We start from the raw sequence: 24228 nt of genomic DNA, 5'->3' as shown, positions 1-24228 counted from the left end.
GTTGCCCAGGATATGATTGTTGGTGAGGTTGATTGCGGTACCATAAGAGGTATTTATACAACTGCACTGAAAGATAACGAGGATATTGTTGAGCCATTATATGACCGTATTTTAGGTCGTACTACACTTCATGATGTTCATGACCCTATTACTAACGAATTGTTAGCATTAGCTAGTCAGGACCTTACCGAAGAGGTAGCTAAAAAGATCGAGAACTCGCCGCTTGAGGGCGTTGAGATCCGCTCGGTATTAACCTGCGAAAGCAAGCGTGGTGTTTGTGCATTATGTTATGGCCGTAACCTTGCAAGCGGTAAACGCGTGCAAAAAGGTGAAGCGGTTGGTGTAATTGCAGCACAGTCAATCGGTGAGCCGGGTACACAGTTAACACTTCGTACATTCCACGTGGGTGGTACCGCATCAAACATCGCGGCTGAGTCACAGATCAACGCTAAGTTTGATGGTATCATTGAATTTGAAAACGTACGTACCGTAACCTTTGAAACCGCCGAAGATGGCGCTGTTGATGTGGTATTAGGCCGTTCGGGCGAGTTCCGTATTATTGAGGCCGGAAGCAATAAAGTAATTGTTACCAACAACATTCCGTACGGTTCATACCTGTATGTAAAAGATGGCAGCAAGATCACAAAAGGCGACCGTATCTGTTCATGGGATCCGTACAACGCGGTGATTATATCTGAATTTGCAGGTATTGCCCAGTTTGACGCCGTATTGGAAGGTATTACTTTCCGTGAAGAAAGTGACGAGCAAACCGGTCACCGTGAAAAAGTGATCATCGATACCAGGGATAAAACTAAAAACCCTGCTATCCAGATCTCTGATAATAAAGGTAACATCATTAAAGGATATAACATTCCTGTAGGTGCACACATAGCTGTTGATGAAGGCGACAGGTTACAAACAGGTCAGGTTATTGCAAAAATTCCTCGTTCAACTGGTAAAACCCGGGATATTACAGGTGGTTTACCACGTGTAACCGAGCTATTTGAAGCACGTAACCCTTCAAACCCAGCTGTAGTAACTGAAATTGATGGTGTGGTAACTTTAGGTGGTGTAAAACGCGGTAACCGCGAGATCACCATTGAATCAAAAGACGGCCAGGTTAAGAAATACCTTGTACCACTTTCAAAACACATCCTTGTACAGGATAATGACTTTGTTAAAGCTGGTATGCCACTGTCAGATGGTTCAATATCTCCGGCAGATATCCTTGCTATCAAAGGCCCTGCGGCAGTTCAGGAATACCTTGTTAATGGTATCCAGGAAGTTTATCGCTTACAGGGTGTGAAGATCAATGATAAGCACTTTGAGGTTATTGTTCACCAGATGATGCAGAAAGTATCAATCGAAGATGCGGGTGATACCCGTTTCTTAGAGCGTGAAGCTGTTGACGGCTGGGATTTCATGACTGAGAATGATGAAATTTATGACAAGAAAGTCGTTACCGATCCAGGTGACTCAACTACACTAAAATCTGGTCAGATAGTTTCATTGCGCCGCTTACGTGACGAAAACTCGGTATTGAAACGCCGCGACCTTAAACTGGTTGAAGTGCGTGACGCTATCCCTGCAACATCAAGCCCGATACTGCAAGGTATCACCAGGGCATCATTAGGTACTAAGTCGTTTATATCGGCAGCATCGTTCCAGGAAACTACCAAAGTATTGAACGAAGCAGCTATAGCAGGTAAAAAAGACAATATGCTTGGTCTGAAAGAGAACGTTATCGTAGGTCACTTAATACCTTCAGGTACAGGTTTACGCGAGTATGAAAATATCCGTGTAGGCTCACAGGAAGAGTTTGACCGCCTGATGGCTTCAAAAGCAGAAGAGTTAGAGGCTTAACCTTTAGTTATTCAAATATTTATCAAGCCTCCCGGTTATCCGGGAGGCTTTTTTTTATGCTTTTTTTAAAATAGTTAAAACAAAAGCAAAATATCCCTGTTCTACGTTCGACCTTATGAAAGCAGAATATAAGATGGACTTATATTCTTAAAAGCTATATTTGCCTGGCATTTACCACCGCAAAAAGACAGTTTATGAAGAACGTCTTTTTGTTATTTTAGTAGCATGGAAGAACAAAATGAAAATCAGCTCAATATCGAGCTTTCGGAAGAAATTGCAGAAGGTACCTACTCAAACCTGGCTATCATTACCCATTCAAATTCAGAGTTTGTATTGGATTTTATCCGGGTTATGCCCGGCGTACCAAAAGCTCGGGTAAAGTCGCGGATCATATTAACCCCTGAGCATGCCAAACGTCTCCTTTCGGCGTTGGAAGATAACATTGAAAAGTATGAAACCAATAACGGCCGCATCAAGGTACAGCCCGATCATCCAGGTTTTCCTATGAATTTTGGTGGCACAATGGGACAAGCATAATTTTGATTATTATATTAAAATGCACTTTTGATTAAAAAAAAGTTATGTTTTACCTCTTTAATCCAAAAAATTAATATTAAAAGCTTGTTTTGCCAAAAAAAGTATATATATTGCAACGTTTTAAAACCTATACGTTTAAAGCAAATGACACCCTTAATCCTATGAGAAAACACTTCCTATTAGGTACATTTCTGTTCATTTTTGTACTGACTTTTTCTACATTTTTTTTCTCTTGTAATTCAACAAAAAAAATCAAATATTTTCAGGATTTGGCCGATAGCGGCAGTTTGAAGACTGTGGTAAGTGCCGAATATAAGGCTCCTGTAATACAGATCGACGATATATTGACGATTATTGTTAGTAACGCAGATCCGCTTTCTACAGCTGTTGTTAATGTGGGAAACATTCCTGTATCCAGTATAGGCATGCCATTGAGTGCGCCGTCTTTGAATCAACAGGTGTCTTCGGGGTATCTTGTTGATAAAGAAGGATTTGTTGAATTGCCTATCTTAGGTAAGATTAAGGTTTTAGGATATACTACTTCTGAAGCTAAAGAGGTTATAAGAGCTGTTGCTCTTAAATATTATAAAGATGCTGTTGTTATTGTTCGCTATGCTAATTTTAAAATTAGCATAACTGGTGAAGTAGCAAAACCCGGAGTTTACGTAATGCCTAACGAGAAAGTTAGTATAATTGATGCAATAGCTATTGCAGGTGATCTTACAATTTTTGGAAAGCGCGAAAATGTGCTTTTAATACGAGAGAATTCTGACGGAACAAAAACGCCATACAGGATCAACCTGAAAAAAAGCGATATACTGTCTAATCCTAATTACTATTTAAGACAGAACGATATAGTGTATGTAGAGCCCAGAAAAGCTAAATCTGACGCGACTGATGCTTCGCAGCAAAAGTATGTTACAATTGCTGGTGCCTTGTTATCTATTATCCTTGTGTTAGCTTATCGCGTTAAGTAACCTACTCATTTTGAGTTTATTTGTATTGTTATTTTGATTGCCAATGTGCACGAGTAAATTAATCAGGCAATAGAGAAGCATTTGTTAAATTTTAACTGTTTACATTCAACTACTTTACCAAAATTTAAATACTGATGGATACACAAAATCCAATTGCAACTAAGCACGCTGATGAAGATGGATTTGACTATAAGAAGCTTGTTGGGAAGATACTTTTTAACTGGCGGCTGTTTTTGATCAGTGTTATTTTGTTTACAGCTTTAGGTTACTTGTATAAAAAGCACAGTAATCCTAATTACGAAATAAAATCAATGATCCTTGTAGAGGCTGATGATAAGAATAGTTCTATAGGAGGAATGGGTGACCTTACAGATTTTTCTTCCCTTTTAGGCGTACCTAATAACGCTGAAAACGAGGTTGAGATTTTAAAATCGAGAAGTGTACTTGAAAAAACAGTAAAAGATCTTAATCTGAATGTGACAACTTACCGGAAAGGTAAACTGCGAAAAGATGAATTATTTGATGAAGCTCCTTTTGCTGTACAGGTGATTTTGAAAAATGATTCAATAGATGGAAGGGATTATAATGTGGAGATCCAAAATAATATTCTTCATATAACTAACAGTAAGGACGATGTCGATTTAAAGACCAAGTTTGGGACAGTTGTTGACCTGCCGATGTATAAATTAATATTCAATCGCAAACCAGGGGTGATCAATGGGCATGGTTATACATTGACGATAACTTCATTTGAATCAGCGATAGAAAGTTTTCAAAAAAGTTTATCTATAGATCTTTCAAGTAAAACCACCACAACTATTGATCTTTCACTAAAATATCCAAATTCTAAAAAAGGCGAAGCTATATTGAATAAATTAATGTCGGTGTATTTGGTATCAAACCTTCAAAACAAGGTCCAAATAGCAGATAGCACTTTATCATTTATTGATGAACGACTGAATTTAGTTGGACAGCAACTTTCGGGTGTTGAGAAGGAGTTTGAGCAATTTAAGAAGAAAAACCAACTTGCTGATATAGCAGAACAATCAAAAGCTATGATTGGGGTAGCCGAAGATTATCAAAAGCAATTGGCTACACTTGATGTGCAGATTTCGGTAATCCACGATCTTCAAAACTTTCTTAATAATCCCAACAACAAAAAGATCATACCAGGAAGTTTAAGTGTACAGGATCAGGCTTTTATAACAACTGTTCAGCAATATAATACATTATTATTGGAACGCGATAGACAATCAGTGACGAATACAGATGACAATCCTGTGATAAAAACACTTGACTCGCAGATTGATGGATTCAGAACTATTTTGCTGAAGAATTTAAATTCATACCTACAGAGTTTATTGGTAAGTAGAAAAAAGATCGAATCGCAGAATACAACATTCTCAAATAAAATAGAAACTGTTCCTTCAAAATCGAGAATCTTCTTGGATTATGCCCGGCAGCAGGCAGTAAAAGAGGAATTGTATTTGTTTTTATTGAAAAAACGTGAAGAAACAGCCATATCTAAAACATCTACTATTTCAACGGCACGGATTATTGATGCTGCAAAAAGTAACTATACTGCGGACGTTTCCAAAGTAAATTTAGTTGCTTTGATATTTCCTATTTTTGGTTTTATTCTCCCCCTCATTTTCCTCTCACTTAGAGAACTGTTCAATGTGAAGATAGTTTCAAAGCAAGATGTGGCCGAAAATAGTAAGATTCCGGTTGTTGGAGAAATTAGTCATAGTGGAGAGAATATTAGTTTAGCGGTTGAAGATAAGTCTCGCTCAATTATATCGGAACAATTTAGGGCTCTGAGAACCAACTTGCAATACCTCTTTAAAACTAACAAATGTCAGACGATTTTGGTAACGTCTAGTATGAGTGGTGAGGGGAAATCTTTTATTACCTTGAATATTGGTAGCGTATTGGCGTTGAGCGGCAAGAAAGTAGTTTTTATGGAGCTTGACTTGCGTAAGCCAAAGTTATCTGCCAATATGGGCATGGATATAAAAAATGGTTTTACTAATTATATAGTATCAGATAGTGATGATATTGAGCCTTATTTGAAGCCGACCTGGTTTAGCGAAAACTGCTTTCTTATGAGTTCGGGGCCGATTCCTCCAAACCCATCTGAATTGTTGCTTCACTCAAAAACAGCAGATTTAATAGCTAAGTTGAAAGAAAGATTCGACTACATTATAATCGACTCCGCTCCGGTAGGGTTAGTTTCTGATACCTTGTTGATAGAGAATTTTTCGGATGTGACTTTATACATAGTTCGTCAAAAATATACCTTTAAGTCTCAGTTAGAGATTGTAAATAACTTAAAAGAGACAGGTAAATTGAAACATCCTTATCTTGTTATTAATGATATCAAGCAAGAGAAATCTGGCTATGGCTATGGGTACGGCTATGGATATGGCTATGGTTACGGTTATGGTTACGGTTATGGCAGCTACGGCGAAACCGATGAAAAGAAAGTAAGTTTTTGGAGTAGAGTATTTGGAAGAAAATAGCTATTCTCCCGGTTTGAGAATATATCTGGTATAGAAGTTCGAAATGCTTATGGATCCTATTTGTAGTTTAATTATACGGTCATATAATGAAGAGAAGCATATACGGCAATTGCTAGAGGGTATAAAATGTCAAACTGTAATCGATTCGCTCGAAGTAATATTAGTTGATTCAGGTTCCACTGACGACACTGTGAAAATAGCGAAAGAGTATGGTGTAAAGGTAATTTATATCAAACCTGAAGATTTTTCATTTGGCAGGGCCTTGAACAAAGGCTGTAAAGAAGCGAAGGGGGAATTTTTGCTGTTTGCAAGCGCACATGTTTATCCACTATTTAAAAATTGGATAGAGAAGATGCTATATCCATTTCGTGATGAAAATGTGGCATTGGTATACGGACGTCAGGTTGGAAATGAATTTACTAAGTACTCGGAGGAACAGTTATTCAGAAAGTGGTTCCCTGTTCGGTCTAATTACAATCAGCTAATCCCATTCTGTAATAATGCTAACGCTGTTGTGAGAAGGGAATTATGGGAGAGTCAGCATTATGATGAAAGCCTTACCGGTTTGGAAGACTTGGACTGGGCTTCCAAAATACAATCGAAGGGTTATAAGATCGCATATGAGGCTACAGCTACGATTGTACATGTGCATGAGGAAACACCAGCCCGTATAAAAAATAGATATAGGAGAGAAGCGATAGCATTGAAGATCATATATCCATCTGAGCAATTTTCGTTCTTTAGCTTTGTTAGGCTTACCCTGGCCAATATTATTTCTGATTCTTTCCACTCCATACATGACAGGCAGCTGTTCAGACAAATAGGATCGATTGTTATGTTTCGGTATATGCAGTTTTGGGGAACTTATTTAGGCTACTCCCAAAATCGATATCTAAATGAAACATTGCGAAAGAGGTTGTATTATCCTAATGATTTGAAGAGAAAAGGTAAAGTGAAAGCGGAATCGAAGGAGATTACAGATATGGGAGAAAGAATATCCTATAATTTATAGGTGCTTTTTAAAGCGATTTTAAATAGATAACGAATTTTTATAATGAATAAGTATAAGCTTACCGCTCTTGTGCCTATGAGGCATTCAAGTGAACGTGTACCAGGTAAAAACTATAGAGACTTTGCAGGTAAACCGTTATTTCACCATGTAGTGCAATCGTTGTTGGATTGTCCGCTAATTGATAAGGTAGTTATAGATACAGATAGCCCCATAGTAATGGAGCAGGCAGCTGAGCACTTCCCGAATGTATTAGTGTTGGAGCGCCCGGATCATTTGCGAGATGGCGGTATAGCCATGAACGATGTATTGTTAAATTGCATTGAGCAGGTACCATCCGATTTCTATTTGCAAACACACAGTACTAATCCAATATTAAGTACTAAGACCATTACTGAAGCGATTGGGAAATTCTTCAGTCTATATCCGATGTATGATTCACTTTTTTCTGTCACAAAAAGGAATGTACGTTTTTGGGATTCATTGGCAAGGCCAATAAATCATAATCAGAATATCCTGTTAAGAACACAGGATCTACCCCCGATTTTTGAAGAGAACTCCTGCATATATATATTCACGAAAGCTATTTTGGAAAGAAAACACAATCGTATTGGAGATCGTCCTTTCTTATTTGAAATGGCCGAGATTGAAGCGCAGGATATAGATGTGGAACTGAACTTTATTGTTGCCGAACTTTTGTATAAAAAATTAAATAACATTTTATAATGAAAGTACTTGTTACATGCCCTCCAATGTTGAAGGCGATCGATCAGCTAAGATATTTATTTGAAGAAAAAGGTATTGAACTTGTTACACCAAATGTTGTGCAGGTACTTAGCGAGGACGAACTTGTTGAGTTAGTACCAACCGTTGACGCCTGGATAATAGGTGATGATCCTGCTACTGAAAGAGTATTCACAGCTGGCAAGGCAGGTAAACTGGTCGCTGCTGTAAAATGGGGAGTTGGGGTTGACAATGTTGATTTTAAGGCCTGCGAGAAATTGGGAATCCCTATTTCGAACACGCCGCGAATGTTTGGTAACGAGGTGGCAGATATGGCACTGGCTTATTTTACCGGTTTGGCGCGGGAGAGCTACCTGGTTGACAGAGAGGTTAGAAAAGGTAACTGGATAAAACCTCCCGGAATGTCGCTTGAAGGAAAGACTGTTGCTTTGATTGGCATTGGCGATATAGGATTAGCTACGGCACGGAGGCTTAAAGCATTTGATGTTAAGATCAATGCCTATGATCCGTTCACGAAATTAACCCCTGCTGAAGCTAACGTAGATCAGATAGTTACTTTTCCTGAAAGATTGGAAGATGCAGATTTTGTTATACTAACATGTGCTCTTACGCCATCAAATTATCATTTAATCAATGCCGAAAGCATTGCCGGTATGAAAGATGGTGTGATTATAATAAATGTGTCAAGAGGGCCGCTTATTGATGAGCAGGCCTTGACTGCCGCGCTCCTGTCTGGTAAAGTTAGATCAGCTGGGTTGGACGTATTCGAAGTAGAGCCATTACCGATCGATAGCCCTTTAAGACAGTTTGAGCAGTGCATTTTTGGTACTCATAATGGCTCTAATACAAGAGAGGCCGTGATAAGGGCAAGCTTAAAAGCTATTGATCTGTTATTCGGCTTTTTAAATATAAAATAAATGAGCGATAAGAAATCTGTTCTGATAACTGGTGTACTTGGTGGTATAGGTAGCCAATTAGCACGCACTTTTAATGAGAACAACTACCGTGTTGTAGGCCTCGATCTGATCGATGAACCATCGCCCTATTGCGAAAAATTTATCAAATTCGATTTGAATAGGTATTGCGCTGATGCTGACTATAAGCAGGAGATGGAAGCTGTATTAAATAAAGAGGTTCCGGAGCTTTTTGTTTTGATAAATAATGCAGCTGTACAGATGCTCGGTAGCCTATCTGAAGTAACAATTCAGGATTGGAACCAAACGCTCAATGTAAATGTAACTGGCCCCCTTATGCTAAGTCAGTTGTTTCTGGATAGGCTGGAACTTTCACAGGGGTCAATAATAAATATAGCGAGTATACATCATCAGCTCACTAAAAGACGCTTCATAGCTTATGCTACCTCAAAAAGTGCGTTGGTGGGTTTAACAAAAGCCCTTTCGGTAGATTTGCAGGGAAGGGTGAGAGTAAACTCCATTAGCCCGGCCGCTATCGATACTCAAATGCTGCGTGAAGGGTTTAACAATGATGAGTCGAAAGTTAAAATGCTTAATGAATTACACCCGAGCCAACGTATAGGAAAGCCACAAGAAGTTTCGCAATTAGCATTATTATTAGCCGAAGATAAACTTGGCTTTATTAATGGTGCCAATTTGAATATTGATGGGGGGATAAGCAACGTTTTAAAGGATTTGGATTAAGCGAGGTTGGTAGTTCTTTAATGGGCATTGATAAGCTCATAACTATTACATCAATCGCTATATATTACCCGGAACAGTTGCGATTACTTATATACACGTGAAATTTAATTACTGGAACGATGAAGGAAGTGTTTCTTAATATAGTATTTACATTTTTAAGAAAGTTTTATCTGAAAGTAAACCATAAGAGAAGTTCAATTTACGTATATACGGATTCTCGTGGTTATAATGTGATAAGCAGGTTCGGAAAAACGCCGCTCGGTTCTTATATACAAAGATTGTTAACAAGGTATAAAGTTACTTATAACATATGTCCGGAGAAATTTACGACTATAGTAGATTTTATCTCACTTTTCCAGACTAAAGAAAATTGGAAGAACTATGACTTCGTTATCATGCACTGCGGAGTAGTTGATTTTTCGCCAAGGCCTCTCAGCAACATAGAGAAAGTTAAGGGTAGCAAAAAGAATGATCCGATTTTTGATGAACTATTTAAAGCCAATGAAGTTCATCAAACTAAATATTTAGGCCCGAAGTACAATAATGAAGAAATAGTTACATTATACTCTGAAGCTTATTTTGAAAGCCATATATGTCCGATTTTACAGAAGATCGAAAATTTGATATGGATCGATTCAAATATGTTTGTAAAAGGGTGGGAGGGCAATTTTACTAAGGGGCGCCCTGAAAATATCCAAACTATAGTAAATAGTTATGACGCTATTTTGGCAAAGTATATAAAAAACAAGATCTCAATAAAAGATTGGACACCCGATGAGATCAAAAGATACACCATAGATAATATACATTTTACGTCTTTGGGTTTTAAGGAGCTAACAAAAAGAATAATTCAGAAATTAGATGGAGCTGACCGCGCGAATTAAACTTATCACTATACAGGCTTGGAATTCGCCTACTTTAAATACCTGGTTAAGCTATTCTACGAAAGCGTTAAGTTTATTTTTAGTATTACCCTTATTATTAAACCGTTTTGCTCCTTCACAAATTGCATTGTGGTATCTGTTTTCAACAGTAATATCATTAGAGGGGCTGGCCGATATGGGCTTTAAGATCACCTTTATAAGAATGATTGCTTATGGTGTAGGGGGTGCTAAAGACATTGATAGTTATTTAACACAGAAAATAGAAACTCACGGAGTATGTAACTGGGATATAATAGCTCGTGTTTTTTCTTTAATGAGGCATATTTATTTAAGGGTTACGCTTCTATTTCTTGTTTTACTAATGACCCTTGGCTCTTGGGCTTTAGCGAAGCCGATTTTACAAGTAGATGATCAATTGGATGCCTGGTTGGGTTGGGGCGTTATAATTCTCGTTTCAGCAGTAAAATTTTACGGGAATATATATTCAAATTATCTTGAAGGATTAAACAAAATCGCTATAGTACGGAGGTGGGAAAGTATAACATCTATTTGTTCAATCATTACAAGTATCGTTGTGCTGTATTACCTGAAGAGTTTGTTGTGGCTTGTGGTTGCCAACCAGGCTTGGGTGTTAGTGAATACCTTTAGGGATATTATGTTATGCAGAAAATTGGATAACGGAAAATTTATCGAATTAAACACAAGGTTGCCTTTTGATAGCGTTTTATTCAAGAAGATATGGTCTCCCGCTTGGCGTAGTGGGGTCTCTGGCTTCATGTCAAATGGTTTAAGTAACGCTACCAGTATTATCTATGCGCAGATAGGATCTAGCTCTCATGTGGCGGCGTATTTGTTTGCATTAAGAATTGTAAACACTATAGTTTTAGTTTCAGCGGCGCCTTTTTATAGTAAAGTGCCGTTGTTCGCACAGTTAATAGCGCAGCACAAATCGGGTGAATTAAAGGCCAAAGCGCAAAGAAGTATGTTTTTAGCTAACATGATATTTATGAGCGCGACCATTGGCTTTGGCTTATGCTCTAATTTTCTTCTTCATGCTATTCACAGCAAAATAGCATTTATTGATCCTTGGTTGTGGATAGCAATTACGGTTGCATTCGCGATCCATAGATATGGAGCAATGCATATACAGTTATATAGCATAAGTAATCATATTATATCACACATTGCTGATGGTGTTTCTGGTGTGATATTTATAATTACCACCTTTTTGTTAATACACAAATTGGATTTATATGCGATACCAGTAGGAATGATTACAGGTTATTTAGGATTTTATGCATGGTATGCAGGAATGCATTCCTATAGGTTCATGAAAACGAGTTTTTTGAAATTTGAAGCGAAAGCAAATGGATTACCATTCTGTATTTTGTTGGCTTATGTTTTATTAACAGTATTTATCAAAAATTATAAATAATATGAAAAAAGTTTTGCGAAAAATATTACATCCATTGTTGTTTTTAGTTGTTGATAAAAGAACTTATAGGGGTTTGGCTAATATTAGTCTGCTTAAGTTGATTGCTTATAATGTTAGGTTTAAATTGGCTTCAAAGGGTATTTATCTTACGAAAAATGAAAAACTATTCTCATCGCTAAAAGATAAATATAAGGGCGAACGTTGTTTTATAATAGGAAATGGCCCGTCACTGAACAATATCGATCTGACGAAATTGAAAGACGAATACACCTTTGGCGTAAACGCGATTTATTTGAATTATGAAAAAATGAATTTTCACCCAACTTTTTACGTGCTGGAGGATTACGCAGTTGCAGAAGACAGGGCTGACGAAATAAACAATTATAATGAAGCTGAGTATAAGTTTATAGGTTATTTTTTAAATTATGTAATAAAAGATACCCCTAAAAGGATAACTACTAACGTTTACATAAGCGCATACGAAGAATTATTTACCCCAACTTTTTCTGAAAATTGTTTAGAGGGGATAGGCGTTGGCGGAACTGTAAGTTTTCAATGTATGCAATTAGCTTTTTATTTAGGTTTTTCAAAGGTATATCTTGTTGGCTTTGACCATAATTATGCGATTCCAAAAGAAGCTAACTTAGAAAGATCGTCGGTTATTTTGTCGGAATCTGACGACGAAAATCATTTTTCGAAAGAGTATTTTGGAAAAGGATATCGTTGGCATGATCCCAAAGTTGATCGTATGGAGAAAAGCTACGAAGAAGCAAAAGCGCATTTTGATGCAGCCGATAGGAAAATAAATAACGCAACAGCCGGCGGTAAGTTGGAAGTGTTTGAAAGGGTTGACTATAATTCATTGTTTAATTGATCTGATTTATAATTTTACTTTTAATGAAAGGTATATCCGTAATAGTATGTTGTTATAACAGCGTTAAACTTCTGGAACCTACTGTACAACACCTGTCCAAACAGGTTGTTAGCGTAGGCACTCCCTGGGAAATTATTATTGTTGATAATGCATCTACTGATAATACAGCTGCTTTTGTTCAGTCCATATGGGATGCGACAGGCTCATCTGTACCTTTCAATGTTATCTTTGAGCCTAATGCAGGGTTAGCTAATGCACGAATCCGCGGGATAAATGAAGCTAAATATGATTACCTGGTTTTTTGCGACGATGACAATTGGCTTGAAGAAAATTATATCGAAAATTCATTTCGAATACTATCCGGAAACGATAACATTGGGATTTGCGGAGGTACAGGTGAACCAGTATATGAAACTTTTAGGCCAGAATGGCTATCTGACCTTACATTGCAAATGGGGTATGCTGTAGGCCCGCAGGTTGCTGATATTCCGGAAGGACCGGTTGCCAATAACCGGCCATATATATACGGAGCAGGAATGGTTGTGAGAAAACAGTTAGTGCAGCAAGTTTATGCCGAGTTTAATCATTCTGATATGTTGTTATCTGGCCGTAAGGGTAATGTATTAGCAGCCGGAGATGACAGCGCTATATCTTTTTTTGTTATCATGAAGGGATACCAACTTTGGTATAGTTCTAAACTGAAGTTTAAGCACTATCTTACAGATAGAAGACTTAAAAAAGAATACACAACACGAATGTTTCAAGGCTTTGGAGTTGCAGCGGCGCATCTTAAGTTATATCACTCGTTTTTTCCGAATGCAACGGCATTAAAAAGGCAATTATATTCCTATTGGATAACTCAATTATTAGTGCAGGTTAGTGTATTGGCCAAGACGTGGTTCTTTTTTGCTGATAAACAAACTAAGCCTTTTGTAATTCAAATGGAATGGTATACTTTAAAGGAGATATTAAGGAATAGAAAAGCGTTATCAGTAAAGAAATTACTTTTGTCGGAATTTTACTTAAAATAGCTCTATATCGGTTATAATTATTTATGAAATGATTTTTCAAATTATAGGTTTTGCTCTTATATACTTACAAATTGGCCGTATAACCGATAATCAGGCTGTACGTCTTGTAGCTATTATTTATATTCTCACCATAGCCATTAATAATTTTTTAAAGTCAAGTGGATGTTATCCCTATCACAAAATAAGGAAAATATATTTTTTGTTTATTTTGATGATTGTCATTGCATTAGTTAGATCTTCAGCTCCGGTTTCAACAGTCATAAATGTTATTTACGAGGTATCTCTATTTGTAAGTTGCTCGTTTTTTATCCTCACCTCTTATGTTTATTTGATCTTCAAAAGGAAAATGGACACCAGGTCATTGTTAACTTATACACTGTTATATCCGTTGGCGATATTTGCGGGATTGAATATGTTAACCTGGATTTTAGGCATTAAGGTTTCAAACTATTTGGTTGTGGAAGATACTTCTACAGCTGTAATGTTATCAGCAGTTGGTATCAACATGAAAAGGGTTATTTTTCCTTTAGCTGGTGGTGGTTTAAACACATATGGAGATTTATTAGGCGCCCTGTTGTTAATAGCAATAGTTATTAGTTTTTATAAGGTTAGATTTATAAATATATGTATTATCCTATTGACGTTGGCATCAATAATTTTAGTGGATAACAGATCTTTTTTATTAAATGCGTTGATGTCATCCATTGGAATATATTTTCTGAACAAAACTATATTTTTTAAATACACTAAGAATTTGCCTGTATTATTGGTTTTGAGCCCTTTTATACTTTTAATTTATTTGCCTATAATTTATGCTTCTTTATCGTCGTCCTTACTTCGTAGTGACGAAACCACAGATACCCTGCTTCGTGTAATAATTTGGACAAAAGCAACGTTTGAATTTTCTGATTTTAAGTTGATGCACTTAATCGGGTACGGCGAATATGGTCATTATGGTTCTGGTGTTTCCAAGCAGTGGGCATATCTATTTAAGGCATGGACCCAGCCTAATTTTATAGGGCCTCACAATACACTCTTTTCGATTATATTTGATTACGGATACATTGGGGTTTTACTATACATCATTCTCATAAGGAAGTCTATTTTAGATGTATTGGCTATAAGAAAAATCCAGGGAGACAAAATTCTCCCAATATTTGTGATCGCATTTTGGTCATACTATCTGATCAGCGGCTCAACTGAAACATTAAATGGTTTTTATTCTCCGGGTATGATGTATTTGTTTCTTAGTATGGTGTTTGTTTCAGATTTTTTGAGGTATAGAAGTCAGAGGGAAGCGGTTAAACTGGCTTAACCGCTATGGTTCACTATCTATAAATAAGTATCAATGGCAATTAAAATAGGTATTATAGCCGCAACGTACAATTCTGCTCAAACACTGCAAAGAAGTATTGATTCTGTAAGAAATCATACCTACAGAAACTTTGAACACATAATAATTGGTGGTGCTTCAAAAGGCAATGCTGTAGAGATATTAAAGAGAAATGAAGATGTGATCACATTAACCCAATACGGTAATGGAAAATACTGGTTTAAGCCGACAAAATTTTTCGAATCATTTATTATGGGTTTAATTCCATTTTATCTACAATGCATTGAGGTTTTTCGTAAAAATAAATTTGATAGCTTCCCAAGGTTACTACCCATGCTTCGCTGAGCTAAGGTGGTTAGTTGGCCATTTTATAATAATTTTTATCCTATGAAATCACATAATACCCCTCTCGTATCAATTGTTACTATAGTTTATAACGGAGAAAAGTACATAGAGAAGTGCATTCAGAGTGTACGGGATCAAACTTATAAAAATATTGAATACATTATTATTGACGGCGGTTCAAAAGATGCAACAATATCTATTATCAATAAATATAAAGATACAGTAAATGTTATTGTATCAGAGAAGGATAATGGGATAAGTGATGCTTTCAATAAAGGGATAGCACGTTGTACAGGAAGAATAATTGGGATGATCAATTCTGATGATTATTTTGAGCCGGATGCTATTGAAGATGTTGTGACGAGTTACATTGAAAACGGGTCTCAAAGTGGGATTTATTACGGAAATATTCGATATTTTGACGACGACATGAGTTACATCAGGATATCTGATATAACCAAAATATGGAAATACATGTCTCTAAATCATCCAACTGTTTTTGTAACTGTTGATATTTATCAACAGATTGGAGTATATAAGGAAGACTACAGATACACTATGGATGCAGAGTTTTTACACAGGGCTTTGCATCATAAAATTCCCTTTTTTTACATCAACAAATCTCTCGCTAATTTCCGCCTGGAGGGTGCAAGTGATTTGAATTATAAGAAAATGAATAAAGAATTTTACAGATCGGTCAGAACCTATAACGATCAGGGCATTGTTACGTCTTTCTGGTATTATTGGTCTGTTTTTAAAAAGGACATCGCCAGAACAAGAATAGGGACTTTCTTCTATAAAAGGAAACATCTTATTTCATTTTTACTATCAGGACAAATTGCAAAAGGATAGTTATTTGTCAAAAATGGAAACTCAAGATAATAGAAAGCAAATATTTCAGGATTGGAAAAGCAATAAGGGATACTTTAAAGCTCAATTTATTCTGGTGTTATTTAGAATTGCTCATTTAATCATTACATCTCATGTAATGATTAAGATACTGTTTTGCTGGTATCTGCTTTTTTATCAGTTTTTTGTAGAATGGGTGTTGGGAGTTGAGCTATCCTGGAATCTTGTTATTGGCAAGGGGGTAAAACTTTATCATGGACAATCACTTATCGTTAATGGTTTCTCTGTTATAGGTGAAAATTGTGTGCTAAGACACTCTACAACAATAGGAAACAAAAGTGATTCTGTTGAGGATGCTTATGCGTGTCCTCGAATCGGTAATAACGTTGACATTGGCTCTAACGTTTGCATTATTGGTAATATATCAATTGGCGACAATGTGTCAATTGGTGCGGGTTCAATAGTTGTTAAAGATGTTCCCTCAAATTGTGTGGTTGTTGGTAACCCGGCAAGAATAATCAAGTTTTTAAAATAATTGATAAAAATTTTCATTATTATATGGATCGTAAAAAAGTACTCGTATTTGAATCTTATCCTTTTTTTTCTGGGGCACAAAGAGTGTCGGCGAATTTTTGCAAAGTATTAAAAGATAATAATATACACGTTACATTGTTATTGGCCGATGATTCAAAGAATATTTTAAGTGAAAAATTTGGGCCTGTTGTTGACGAAATAATATTACTCAATACAAGTAGCAAATTAACCCAATACGGTAATGCAGAACGTTGGTTTAAGCCGGCAAATTTTTTCGGATCAGTTATTATGGGTTTAATACCATTTTATCTGCAGTGCATTAAAGTTTTTCGTAAAAACAAATTTGATAGCTTTTATTTTTGCGATCCCAGGGGAGCCGTAATGATGGCTCCATCAATGTTTTTTAAAGGCAAGAAAATATGCTATCTGCAAGGAAAGAATAAATTGAGTGAACGTTTAGCAAAAATGATATATCTCTCTTATACAGATTATCTTTTATGTCCAAGTACGGATGTTCTTGAAAGTTTGCCCGACTCTCCAAAAAAGATGGTATTGAATTATGGAATAGATTTCTCGCAATATAAAGATATAGACCCCTTGCCGGTGAGAAATGAAATTGAGCAAATGTTGAGACAAGAAGAGAATGGAGATAGAACCAAATTGTTATACGCCGGATTAATAAGACCGCAAAAAGGGGTACATCATTTGGTGACAGCTATAAAGGATCTGAAAGATAATATATCTGAAACTGAAATGCCGGTATTATTTATTTTAGGAAATCCAAAAAACGAAGCGGAAGATGGATTTAAAAAGTATTTGGAAACGTTTATAGAAAAAAATGAATTGACGAAATACATTTATTGGCTTGGCTGGAAGGATAATGTGTTGGAATGGATGAAAAATGCCGATTATTTCATTTTTCCGACTATTGATAAAGAAGAATGTAATTTTGAAGGATTTGACAAAGTAATTGAGTCTTCAGAAGGGTCTCCTGTAGTATTAATTGAAAGTTCATTGAGTGGATTATACACTTTGGCATCTAAGGTTACAGGGGTAAATGAAACCATTACTAATGGCCGTAACGGATTGATGTATGATCCTAATTTGCCAAATGATTTGTCAGATAATTTGATAAAAATAATGAAGAATAAACCCAGGTTTATTGATTTCCCAAACAGTGAAAGATTTTCACCCAAGACATTTGCCAGCAAGATAATGTCTATCATCAATTAATAGACCTTAATTAATCCTAATTGAGTAGTTGAAAAATATCGTTGCCAAGGTCGATTTATAAAAAATCAACCTTGGCAATTCAAAAGATGGTTTGAATACTTTTTACTGCTTTACAAGGTGCATTTTTACACATACTCACCTGTTGTTTGCCTCTGTTTTTCCAGTTAGTTCTATTAAAAATCAGATAAGCTTACCAAACGAAAGCTTAATTGATTTCGATGAAATACGCTTCCTTAAGATGTAAATCGGGTAGCGAAACAGTTAAGTGATCGTTTTGAACAGTCGCTTGTGTTTGAATCACAGTTTCCGGCGAATTAATAGTTGCTTCTCCCGAATTTGGAATCAATTTTACCTGAACGTTGAAACTTTGCTTTTTCGGCATATCACTCAACGCGCTTATGTTCTTGATATCTAATGATAGATTTAGATTAGCCGGCTTTTTGTCGCCAAAGTATCCTACCAGGATTTGTATTTTACGGGATGAGTAGTTTGCAAAACTTACTACGTTTGGGTTGACATTTGTGCTATTTAACCTGTTTTGCAAAGTTAGATTGTAATATCTGTATATCCACCATGCTGCCCGTGTACCGAAGGTATCGGGGTCAACCAATCCATCCAACGAATTATTAAAGCAATTGGTTTTAGCCCCTGGTTGTGATGGCGGCCAACAGGCTTTGCAGGCAGCATCTGCACCGCCTTTTTCTAAATAGTAAAAGTAAGCCAATATACTGGCTGGTACATATTGGTCTGCCTGAGCTATAATCTCATTTATTTGGATCGCCTTGATTTTTAGAGGTGCGTATTTGGCGCTATTTACCCAATTTTTTCTTACCCATTGAAGGTCATTTTTGATTTTGATTATGTCATCCCCTGTTCTAAACTCATGCCAGCTGAGTACATCAAGTTTTATATTGTTAATGAGGCAGTAATCTAAAAAATGATGGATATATGCAGTGTCAAATTTTGATATTGAAGGGCCGGATATCAGGGTATTGTCTCCATTGGGTAAAGCCCTTATTTTGTCGTGAGCAGTTTTAAATACGCCGCAAAAATCACTTTCATTTCCTGCAAAAAAGAATTTTCCGTTGGGCTCATTCCAAAGGTCATAGATATATTTCTTTTTTTGGTAGGCATGTCTTGAAAATGTATTCTTTACGGTGTCATTCCATCCCACATTGTCATTTGTTGGAGTCTTCCAAAGTGAAGGATGAGAACCAGGATAATGAAAAATATCGCTCATCAAAAAAATAGGCTTGGTTTGAAACGAATCAAGCCTATCCAAAACATATTTTTTATTTGCACTTACCCGCCAGTAAGCCGGTGCCAATGGAGTTATTAATTGCGAAGGTGGATTTTTATCATTGATCGATAACAAGAATCCATTCATCGGCTTGGGTCTATCCTCAGACTTGCTACAATCAACAGTTAACACAGTAATTGGTGCCCGTTGTGGGCTATCTGAGGTAGATTTATTCAATATGTTAATTACAAGGGGAAAAACTAATATAGTTGACAGATAAGTCCTGATATGTTTTTTCATGACGTGTAATTTATCGTAGCTGATGTTATTTTAATTTTATATAAAACTCCTCAAGTATCTTAATGTTGTTCTTTATATCAAATAATTTACTTACCCTCGCGCGACCCTTTTTTCCCATTTCTTTAGCTTGCTGTGGGTTGTCAACTAAAAGCTCAATTTTTTCAGCCATTTTTTCAGCGTTGTTTGGTTCGATCAGATAGCCTGTAACATCGTTCTCTACAATTTCATTTAAACCATCAACATCTGTAGCTACTACGGGAATCTCAAGCATTTGTGCTTCCGCTGCCACGTACCCAAATGATTCGAAAGCTGACGTCATCACGAAAACATCGGTGTTTTCAATCGTTTTCAGTAACGTAGGCCTGTCCATCCATTGAATGATATTTATCTTTTTTTCAAGATGGTTTTCCTTAATATATCCTTCTATTTCTTTTCTTAAAGTGTCTTCAAATCCTGCACCAATTATCTGGAACATTATATCATTTCTTTTATCAGATAGTATCTTACATACGTTTAAAAACATCATCGGGTTTTTTTGATAAACAAGACGACCAACAGTTGTAATGGTCTTTTTTGAAGATGAGGTGGACGGCTTATCTTCAATCGGCAAAATTTCAATGCTATTAGGATATACTTTAACTTTTTTTGCCGAAAATGCAAGATCATTCAATGATCTTAACGCCTCTGATTTGGAAGAAGCAAGTAATGTATTAGTAAACGGGATAGCCATCTTTTCAACCAAGATCAGTAATTTCTTCTTTATTCCATTACTTCCTAAGTAAGCAAAAGCATTAGGCGTATACAGAATAGGAGCCGAAAAAAATACACCTGCAAGCCTCGTGATCATTCCTGCTTTAGAACTATGGGCGTGAATAATATCTGGTTTAATAACTTTTACCAATTTTATGATGGAAAATATTCTTAACAGGTCATAAACCGGCGATATATGCCATTTTAAAGCTAAAGGGTAATGCGGTACATTATATCTTGATGCCAGTTTTGTTAGTGATTGACGGTCGGTAGGTGAGGCCAAAATTAGTTCAAATTTCTCTCTGTCTATATTATTAAATATTTGTTCGATATACGTTTCTATACCGCCGGCAACTTGAGTAATATGTAATATTTTGATTTTTGAAGAATTGGCCATTTTTTGTTTTTTATTGCAATTTTAGCAATAAAAAATTAGGTTTTGCAAGCTTAATTGTATAATTTTGAGTGTTTATTGAGCGCATTGTCAATAATGTATAGTGATTCTTTATTTACTTATAAAACAACTTACACAAATTATTACTAGCTATAATGTGCTCGAAGAACATTATAGCACCAATCAGTTTTACCATAAATGAAAAAAAAGGCTTTACTTACCGGCATCACCGGCCAAGACGGTGCTTACCTGACCGAACTATTATTGTCAAAAGGATATGAAGTTCACGGCATTAAACGCCGGAGTTCATTATTTAATACTGATCGTATAGATCATTTATATCAGGATCCGCATGACACGGACGTTAATTTGGTTCTGCATTACGGAGATTTGAGCGATAGCACCAATCTTATCAGGATAATTCAACAGGTGCAACCTGATGAGATCTACAACCTTGGCGCGATGTCGCATGTGAAAGTAAGCTTTGATACCCCTGAGTACACAGCAAATGCTGATGGTATAGGTACCTTACGTTTATTGGAAGCAATCAGGATATTGGGATTGGAGAAAAAAACCAGAATATATCAAGCCTCTACTTCTGAGTTATATGGTTTAGTACAGGCTGTGCCTCAATCGGAAACCACTCCATTTTATCCCCGCTCACCATATGCGGTTGCAAAACTATACGCTTATTGGATTACCGTGAATTACCGTGAAGCTTATGATATTTACGCCTGTAATGGTATTTTATTTAATCACGAAAGCCCGTTACGTGGCGAAACGTTTGTTACCCGTAAAATTACAAGGGCTACGGCTAAAATAGCTATGGGGCTTCAGGATAAATTGTATCTTGGAAATCTTGATGCTCAGCGCGATTGGGGGCATGCTAAAGATTATGTTGAAGCCATGTATCTGATATTGCAACAGGATACACCTACTGATTATGTTATTGCAACAGGTATAACTACTCGTGTGCGTGAGTTTGTTAGAATGGCTTTTGCCGAAGTAGGCATCGAAATAGCGTTTAAGGGTGAAGGTATTGATGAAAAAGGATATGTGGTGGCTTGTCAATCAGACGAGTTTCAGATAGAAATTGGTAAGGAAGTGGTTGCCGTAGATCCAAAATATTTCCGTCCTACTGAAGTTGAACTATTAATTGGCGATCCTACCAAATCAAAAACTTTGCTGGGCTGGGAGCCGAAATATGATTTAAAAATGCTGGTGGAAGATATGATGAACGCAGACGTTAATCATTTCCGCAAAGAAAAATTATTAAAGGCATCGGGTTACGCAATTAAAAATCAATACGAATAACCCAGATGGAAAAAACCGCTAAAATATATATTGCGGGCCATCGCGGAATGGTTGGTTCAGCTATATATCGTAAGCTTGTAAAAGAAGGCTTTAATAACATCATTACTTGTACCTCTGATATCCTCGATTTGAGGAACCAGCAGGAGGTTGCCGCTTTTTTCAATCAGGAAAAACCCGATTATGTTTTTTTAGCCGCCGCTAAAGTTGGTGGTATCATTGCTAATAATACTTACCGGGCCGAGTTTTTATATGATAACCTGCAAATCCAGAACAATATTATTCATCAATCATACCTTAATGGTGTAAAAAAATTGATGTTTTTGGGATCGAGCTGCATATATCCCAAAATGGCGCCTCAGCCTTTAAAGGAAGATTACCTGCTTACTGGTACGCTTGAATCAACTAATGAGCCATACGCCATTGCGAAAATTGCAGGCATTAAAATGTGCGATGCTTACCGGGCGCAATATGGTTGCAATTACATATCGGTAATGCCAACCAATTTGTACGGTTACAATGATAATTATCATCCGCAAAACTCCCACGTGCTGCCAGCGCTGATAAGGCGTTTTCACGAAGCTAAAACAGAGAATTTGGCAAGTGTTACTATCTGGGGTACAGGATCTCCCAAAAGGGAATTTTTATTTGCGGATGATCTTGCCGAAGCTTGCTACTATTTAATGCAGAATTATGATGAAGAAGGTTTGGTAAACGTTGGCACGGGAGATGATATCAGTATTAAGGATTTGGCGTTATTAATCAAAAAAATTGTTGGTTACGCTGGTGATATTAACTTTGATACAACAAAGCCGGATGGTACGCCAAGAAAACTGATGGATGTCACTAAGCTGCACAGCAAAGGATGGAAACACACAATAGAGCTTGAAGAGGGAATTGCTTTAGCTTATCATGACTTTGTTAGTAAGTATGCTACCGTATAAATGGCTTTAAATTTATTTTTAGATTTTATCACTAAATTAAACAACATCTATAACACATGACCCAAATTACCAAGATTTGCTGTATTGGAGCTGGTTACGTTGGAGGGCCAACAATGGCTATGATAGCAAAAAAATGCCCCCACATTAAAGTAACTGTGGTAGACCTTAATGAGCAACGCATTAACGCCTGGAACGACCCGGATGTAACCAAAATACCGGTATACGAGCCAGGCTTAAGTGATGTGGTTGCAGAAGCCCGTGGCCGTAATCTCTTTTTTTCTACAGAGGTAGAGACCGCCATTGCCGAAGCGCAGATGATCTTTATATCTGTAAATACGCCTACAAAAACTTATGGCGCAGGCAAAGGACAGGCAGCTGATTTAAAATGGATAGAACTTTGCGCGAGGCAGATTGCGCGGGTAGCAAAGGATAATAAGATCATAGTTGAAAAATCAACCTTGCCGGTACGTACGGCGAGTGCAATAAAGGATATCCTTACCCACACAGGTAATGGATCTCAATTCCAAATATTATCAAACCCTGAGTTTCTTGCAGAAGGCACTGCCGTAGAAGATCTTGATGCACCTGATCGCGTTTTGATTGGAGGCGATAGCACACCGGAAGGACAAATTGCAGTACAGGCCCTGGTAGATGTTTATGCTAACTGGATACCCCGCGAACGAATTTTAACCACTAATGTTTGGTCGTCAGAACTATCAAAGTTAACGGCGAACGCATTTTTGGCACAACGGGTATCATCAATAAATTCACTAAGTGAACTCTGCGAAAAAACAGAGGCTGATATTAGTGAAGTAGCTAAAGCTATTGGTACTGATAGCCGCATTGGCCCTAAATTTTTAAAAGCGTCAGTAGGTTTTGGAGGTTCCTGTTTCCAAAAAGATATTCTGAACCTGGTTTATATAGCCAGGAGTTATGGATTGCAGGAAGTGGCTGATTACTGGGAGCAGGTTATCATCATGAATGACCATCAGAAAAAGAGGTTCGCTAACCAAATGATCCGGGACCTTTACAATACAGTTAATGGTAAAAAAATCAGCTTCCTGGGCTGGGCCTTTAAAAAGGATACAAATGATACAAGGGAGTCGGCAGCAATTTATGTTGCGGATCACCTGCTTCACGAACAGGCTTATATTTCAGTTTATGATCCCAAAGTTTTAGAAGACCAGGTTTATGCTGATCTTGATTACCTGGCTTCACGAACTCAGGAAGAGAATAGAAACGGAGTTAAAGTTGTAAGCGATCCGTATGAAGCTTGTAAGGGTGCCCATGCCATCGCTATTTTAACAGAATGGGACGAGTTTAAAAACTATGATTGGCAAAAAATTTATGATAGCATGCTAAAGCCGGCTAAAGTTTTTGACGGAAGAAATCTGCTCGATACAAATAAGCTGACTGATATAGGATTTATAGTACAGGCCATCGGTAAAAAATAAGGGACTA

21 protein-coding genes and 1 pseudogene are annotated in these 24228 nt (G+C 36.9%); 20 read left to right on the top strand and 2 right to left on the bottom strand.

The window, feature by feature from the left end; all coding sequences use genetic code 11:
• From VF500_RS24950 to VF500_RS24870, 17 genes and pseudogenes are all read left to right on the top strand, one after another.
• Positions 1-1863: pseudogene (locus tag VF500_RS24950) on the top strand (DNA-directed RNA polymerase subunit beta'); the annotation flags it as partial.
• A gap of 225 nt (positions 1864-2088) precedes the next feature.
• Positions 2089-2400: a DUF3467 domain-containing protein gene (locus tag VF500_RS24945; protein WP_121231621.1), complete on the top strand. Its 312-nt coding sequence runs from the start codon at positions 2089-2091 to the stop codon at positions 2398-2400.
• Between the two features lie 161 nt (positions 2401-2561).
• The gene (locus VF500_RS24940) at positions 2562-3377 is read left to right on the top strand and encodes a polysaccharide biosynthesis/export family protein (RefSeq protein ID WP_330862274.1); all 816 of its coding nucleotides are present in this window, start codon (positions 2562-2564) and stop codon (positions 3375-3377) included.
• A 134-nt stretch (positions 3378-3511) separates the two neighbouring features.
• Positions 3512-5899 carry a GumC family protein gene (locus tag VF500_RS24935; RefSeq protein WP_330862273.1) on the top strand — a complete coding sequence of 796 codons (2388 nt, stop codon included), beginning with the start codon at positions 3512-3514 and terminating at the stop codon, positions 5897-5899.
• Between the two features lie 43 nt (positions 5900-5942).
• The gene (locus VF500_RS24930) at positions 5943-6911 is read left to right on the top strand and encodes a glycosyltransferase family 2 protein (protein ID WP_330862272.1); all 969 of its coding nucleotides are present in this window, start codon (positions 5943-5945) and stop codon (positions 6909-6911) included.
• Positions 6912-6953: 42 nt separating this feature from the next.
• Positions 6954-7634: an acylneuraminate cytidylyltransferase family protein gene (locus VF500_RS24925; protein ID WP_330862271.1), complete on the top strand. Its 681-nt coding sequence runs from the start codon at positions 6954-6956 to the stop codon at positions 7632-7634.
• On the top strand, positions 7634-8569 hold the full coding sequence (locus VF500_RS24920; RefSeq protein WP_330862270.1) for a phosphoglycerate dehydrogenase: 936 nt from the start codon (positions 7634-7636) through the stop codon (positions 8567-8569). Before VF500_RS24925 ends, VF500_RS24920 begins: the two co-directional genes overlap by 1 nt.
• The gene (locus VF500_RS24915; RefSeq protein ID WP_330862269.1) at positions 8570-9310 is read left to right on the top strand and encodes an SDR family oxidoreductase; all 741 of its coding nucleotides are present in this window, start codon (positions 8570-8572) and stop codon (positions 9308-9310) included.
• Positions 9311-9429: 119 nt separating this feature from the next.
• Positions 9430-10194 carry a hypothetical protein gene (locus tag VF500_RS24910; RefSeq protein ID WP_330862268.1) on the top strand — a complete coding sequence of 255 codons (765 nt, stop codon included), beginning with the start codon at positions 9430-9432 and terminating at the stop codon, positions 10192-10194.
• The gene (locus VF500_RS24905) at positions 10172-11629 is read left to right on the top strand and encodes a hypothetical protein (RefSeq protein WP_330862267.1); all 1458 of its coding nucleotides are present in this window, start codon (positions 10172-10174) and stop codon (positions 11627-11629) included. The genes VF500_RS24910 and VF500_RS24905 overlap by 23 nt, the downstream gene beginning before the upstream one ends.
• Position 11630: 1 nt before the next feature.
• On the top strand, positions 11631-12503 hold the full coding sequence (locus VF500_RS24900) for a 6-hydroxymethylpterin diphosphokinase MptE-like protein (RefSeq protein WP_330862266.1): 873 nt from the start codon (positions 11631-11633) through the stop codon (positions 12501-12503).
• Positions 12504-12526: 23 nt separating this feature from the next.
• Positions 12527-13534, top strand: coding sequence for a glycosyltransferase (locus VF500_RS24895; RefSeq protein WP_330862265.1), 1008 nt, complete (start codon positions 12527-12529; stop codon positions 13532-13534).
• A 28-nt stretch (positions 13535-13562) separates the two neighbouring features.
• Complete coding sequence (locus VF500_RS24890; RefSeq protein WP_330862264.1) at positions 13563-14849, top strand: hypothetical protein; 1287 nt, start codon at positions 13563-13565, stop codon at positions 14847-14849.
• A 33-nt stretch (positions 14850-14882) separates the two neighbouring features.
• Positions 14883-15212: a glycosyltransferase gene (locus VF500_RS24885; protein ID WP_330862263.1), complete on the top strand. Its 330-nt coding sequence runs from the start codon at positions 14883-14885 to the stop codon at positions 15210-15212.
• Between the two features lie 42 nt (positions 15213-15254).
• A complete protein-coding gene (locus tag VF500_RS24880; RefSeq protein ID WP_330862262.1) occupies positions 15255-16064 on the top strand; it encodes a glycosyltransferase family 2 protein in 810 nt (269 codons plus the stop codon).
• Between the two features lie 13 nt (positions 16065-16077).
• Complete coding sequence (locus tag VF500_RS24875; protein WP_330862261.1) at positions 16078-16596, top strand: serine acetyltransferase; 519 nt, start codon at positions 16078-16080, stop codon at positions 16594-16596.
• A gap of 23 nt (positions 16597-16619) precedes the next feature.
• On the top strand, positions 16620-17828 hold the full coding sequence (locus VF500_RS24870; RefSeq protein WP_330862260.1) for a glycosyltransferase: 1209 nt from the start codon (positions 16620-16622) through the stop codon (positions 17826-17828).
• A 205-nt stretch (positions 17829-18033) separates the two neighbouring features.
• Here the strand turns inward: VF500_RS24870 and VF500_RS24865 are convergent, their stop codons facing one another.
• Together VF500_RS24865 and VF500_RS24860 are read right to left on the bottom strand one after the other, a co-directional pair.
• The gene (locus VF500_RS24865; protein WP_330862259.1) at positions 18034-19368 is read right to left on the bottom strand and encodes a GH39 family glycosyl hydrolase; all 1335 of its coding nucleotides are present in this window, start codon (positions 19366-19368) and stop codon (positions 18034-18036) included.
• Positions 19369-19393: 25 nt separating this feature from the next.
• Positions 19394-20515 carry a glycosyltransferase gene (locus VF500_RS24860; RefSeq protein WP_330862258.1) on the bottom strand — a complete coding sequence of 374 codons (1122 nt, stop codon included), beginning with the start codon at positions 20513-20515 and terminating at the stop codon, positions 19394-19396.
• 195 nt (positions 20516-20710) lie between these two features.
• Between VF500_RS24860 and gmd the strand changes: the two genes are divergently transcribed.
• From gmd to VF500_RS24845, 3 genes are read left to right on the top strand one after another with little or no spacing between them, the layout of a single operon-like run.
• Positions 20711-21826 (top strand): GDP-mannose 4,6-dehydratase, encoded by a 1116-nt coding sequence (gene gmd / locus VF500_RS24855; RefSeq protein ID WP_330862257.1) that lies wholly within the window; start codon positions 20711-20713, stop codon positions 21824-21826.
• 5 nt (positions 21827-21831) lie between these two features.
• Positions 21832-22767: a GDP-L-fucose synthase gene (gene fcl / locus VF500_RS24850; RefSeq protein ID WP_330862256.1), complete on the top strand. Its 936-nt coding sequence runs from the start codon at positions 21832-21834 to the stop codon at positions 22765-22767.
• Between the two features lie 56 nt (positions 22768-22823).
• Positions 22824-24221 (top strand): UDP-glucose 6-dehydrogenase, encoded by a 1398-nt coding sequence (locus tag VF500_RS24845; protein ID WP_330862255.1) that lies wholly within the window; start codon positions 22824-22826, stop codon positions 24219-24221.
• Positions 24222-24228: the final 7 nt, after the last annotated feature.

This window comes from Mucilaginibacter sp., from assembly GCF_036383575.1.
Classification (GTDB): Bacteria; Bacteroidota; Bacteroidia; order Sphingobacteriales; family Sphingobacteriaceae; genus Mucilaginibacter.
This window is presented reverse-complemented; position numbering and strand designations above follow the sequence as displayed.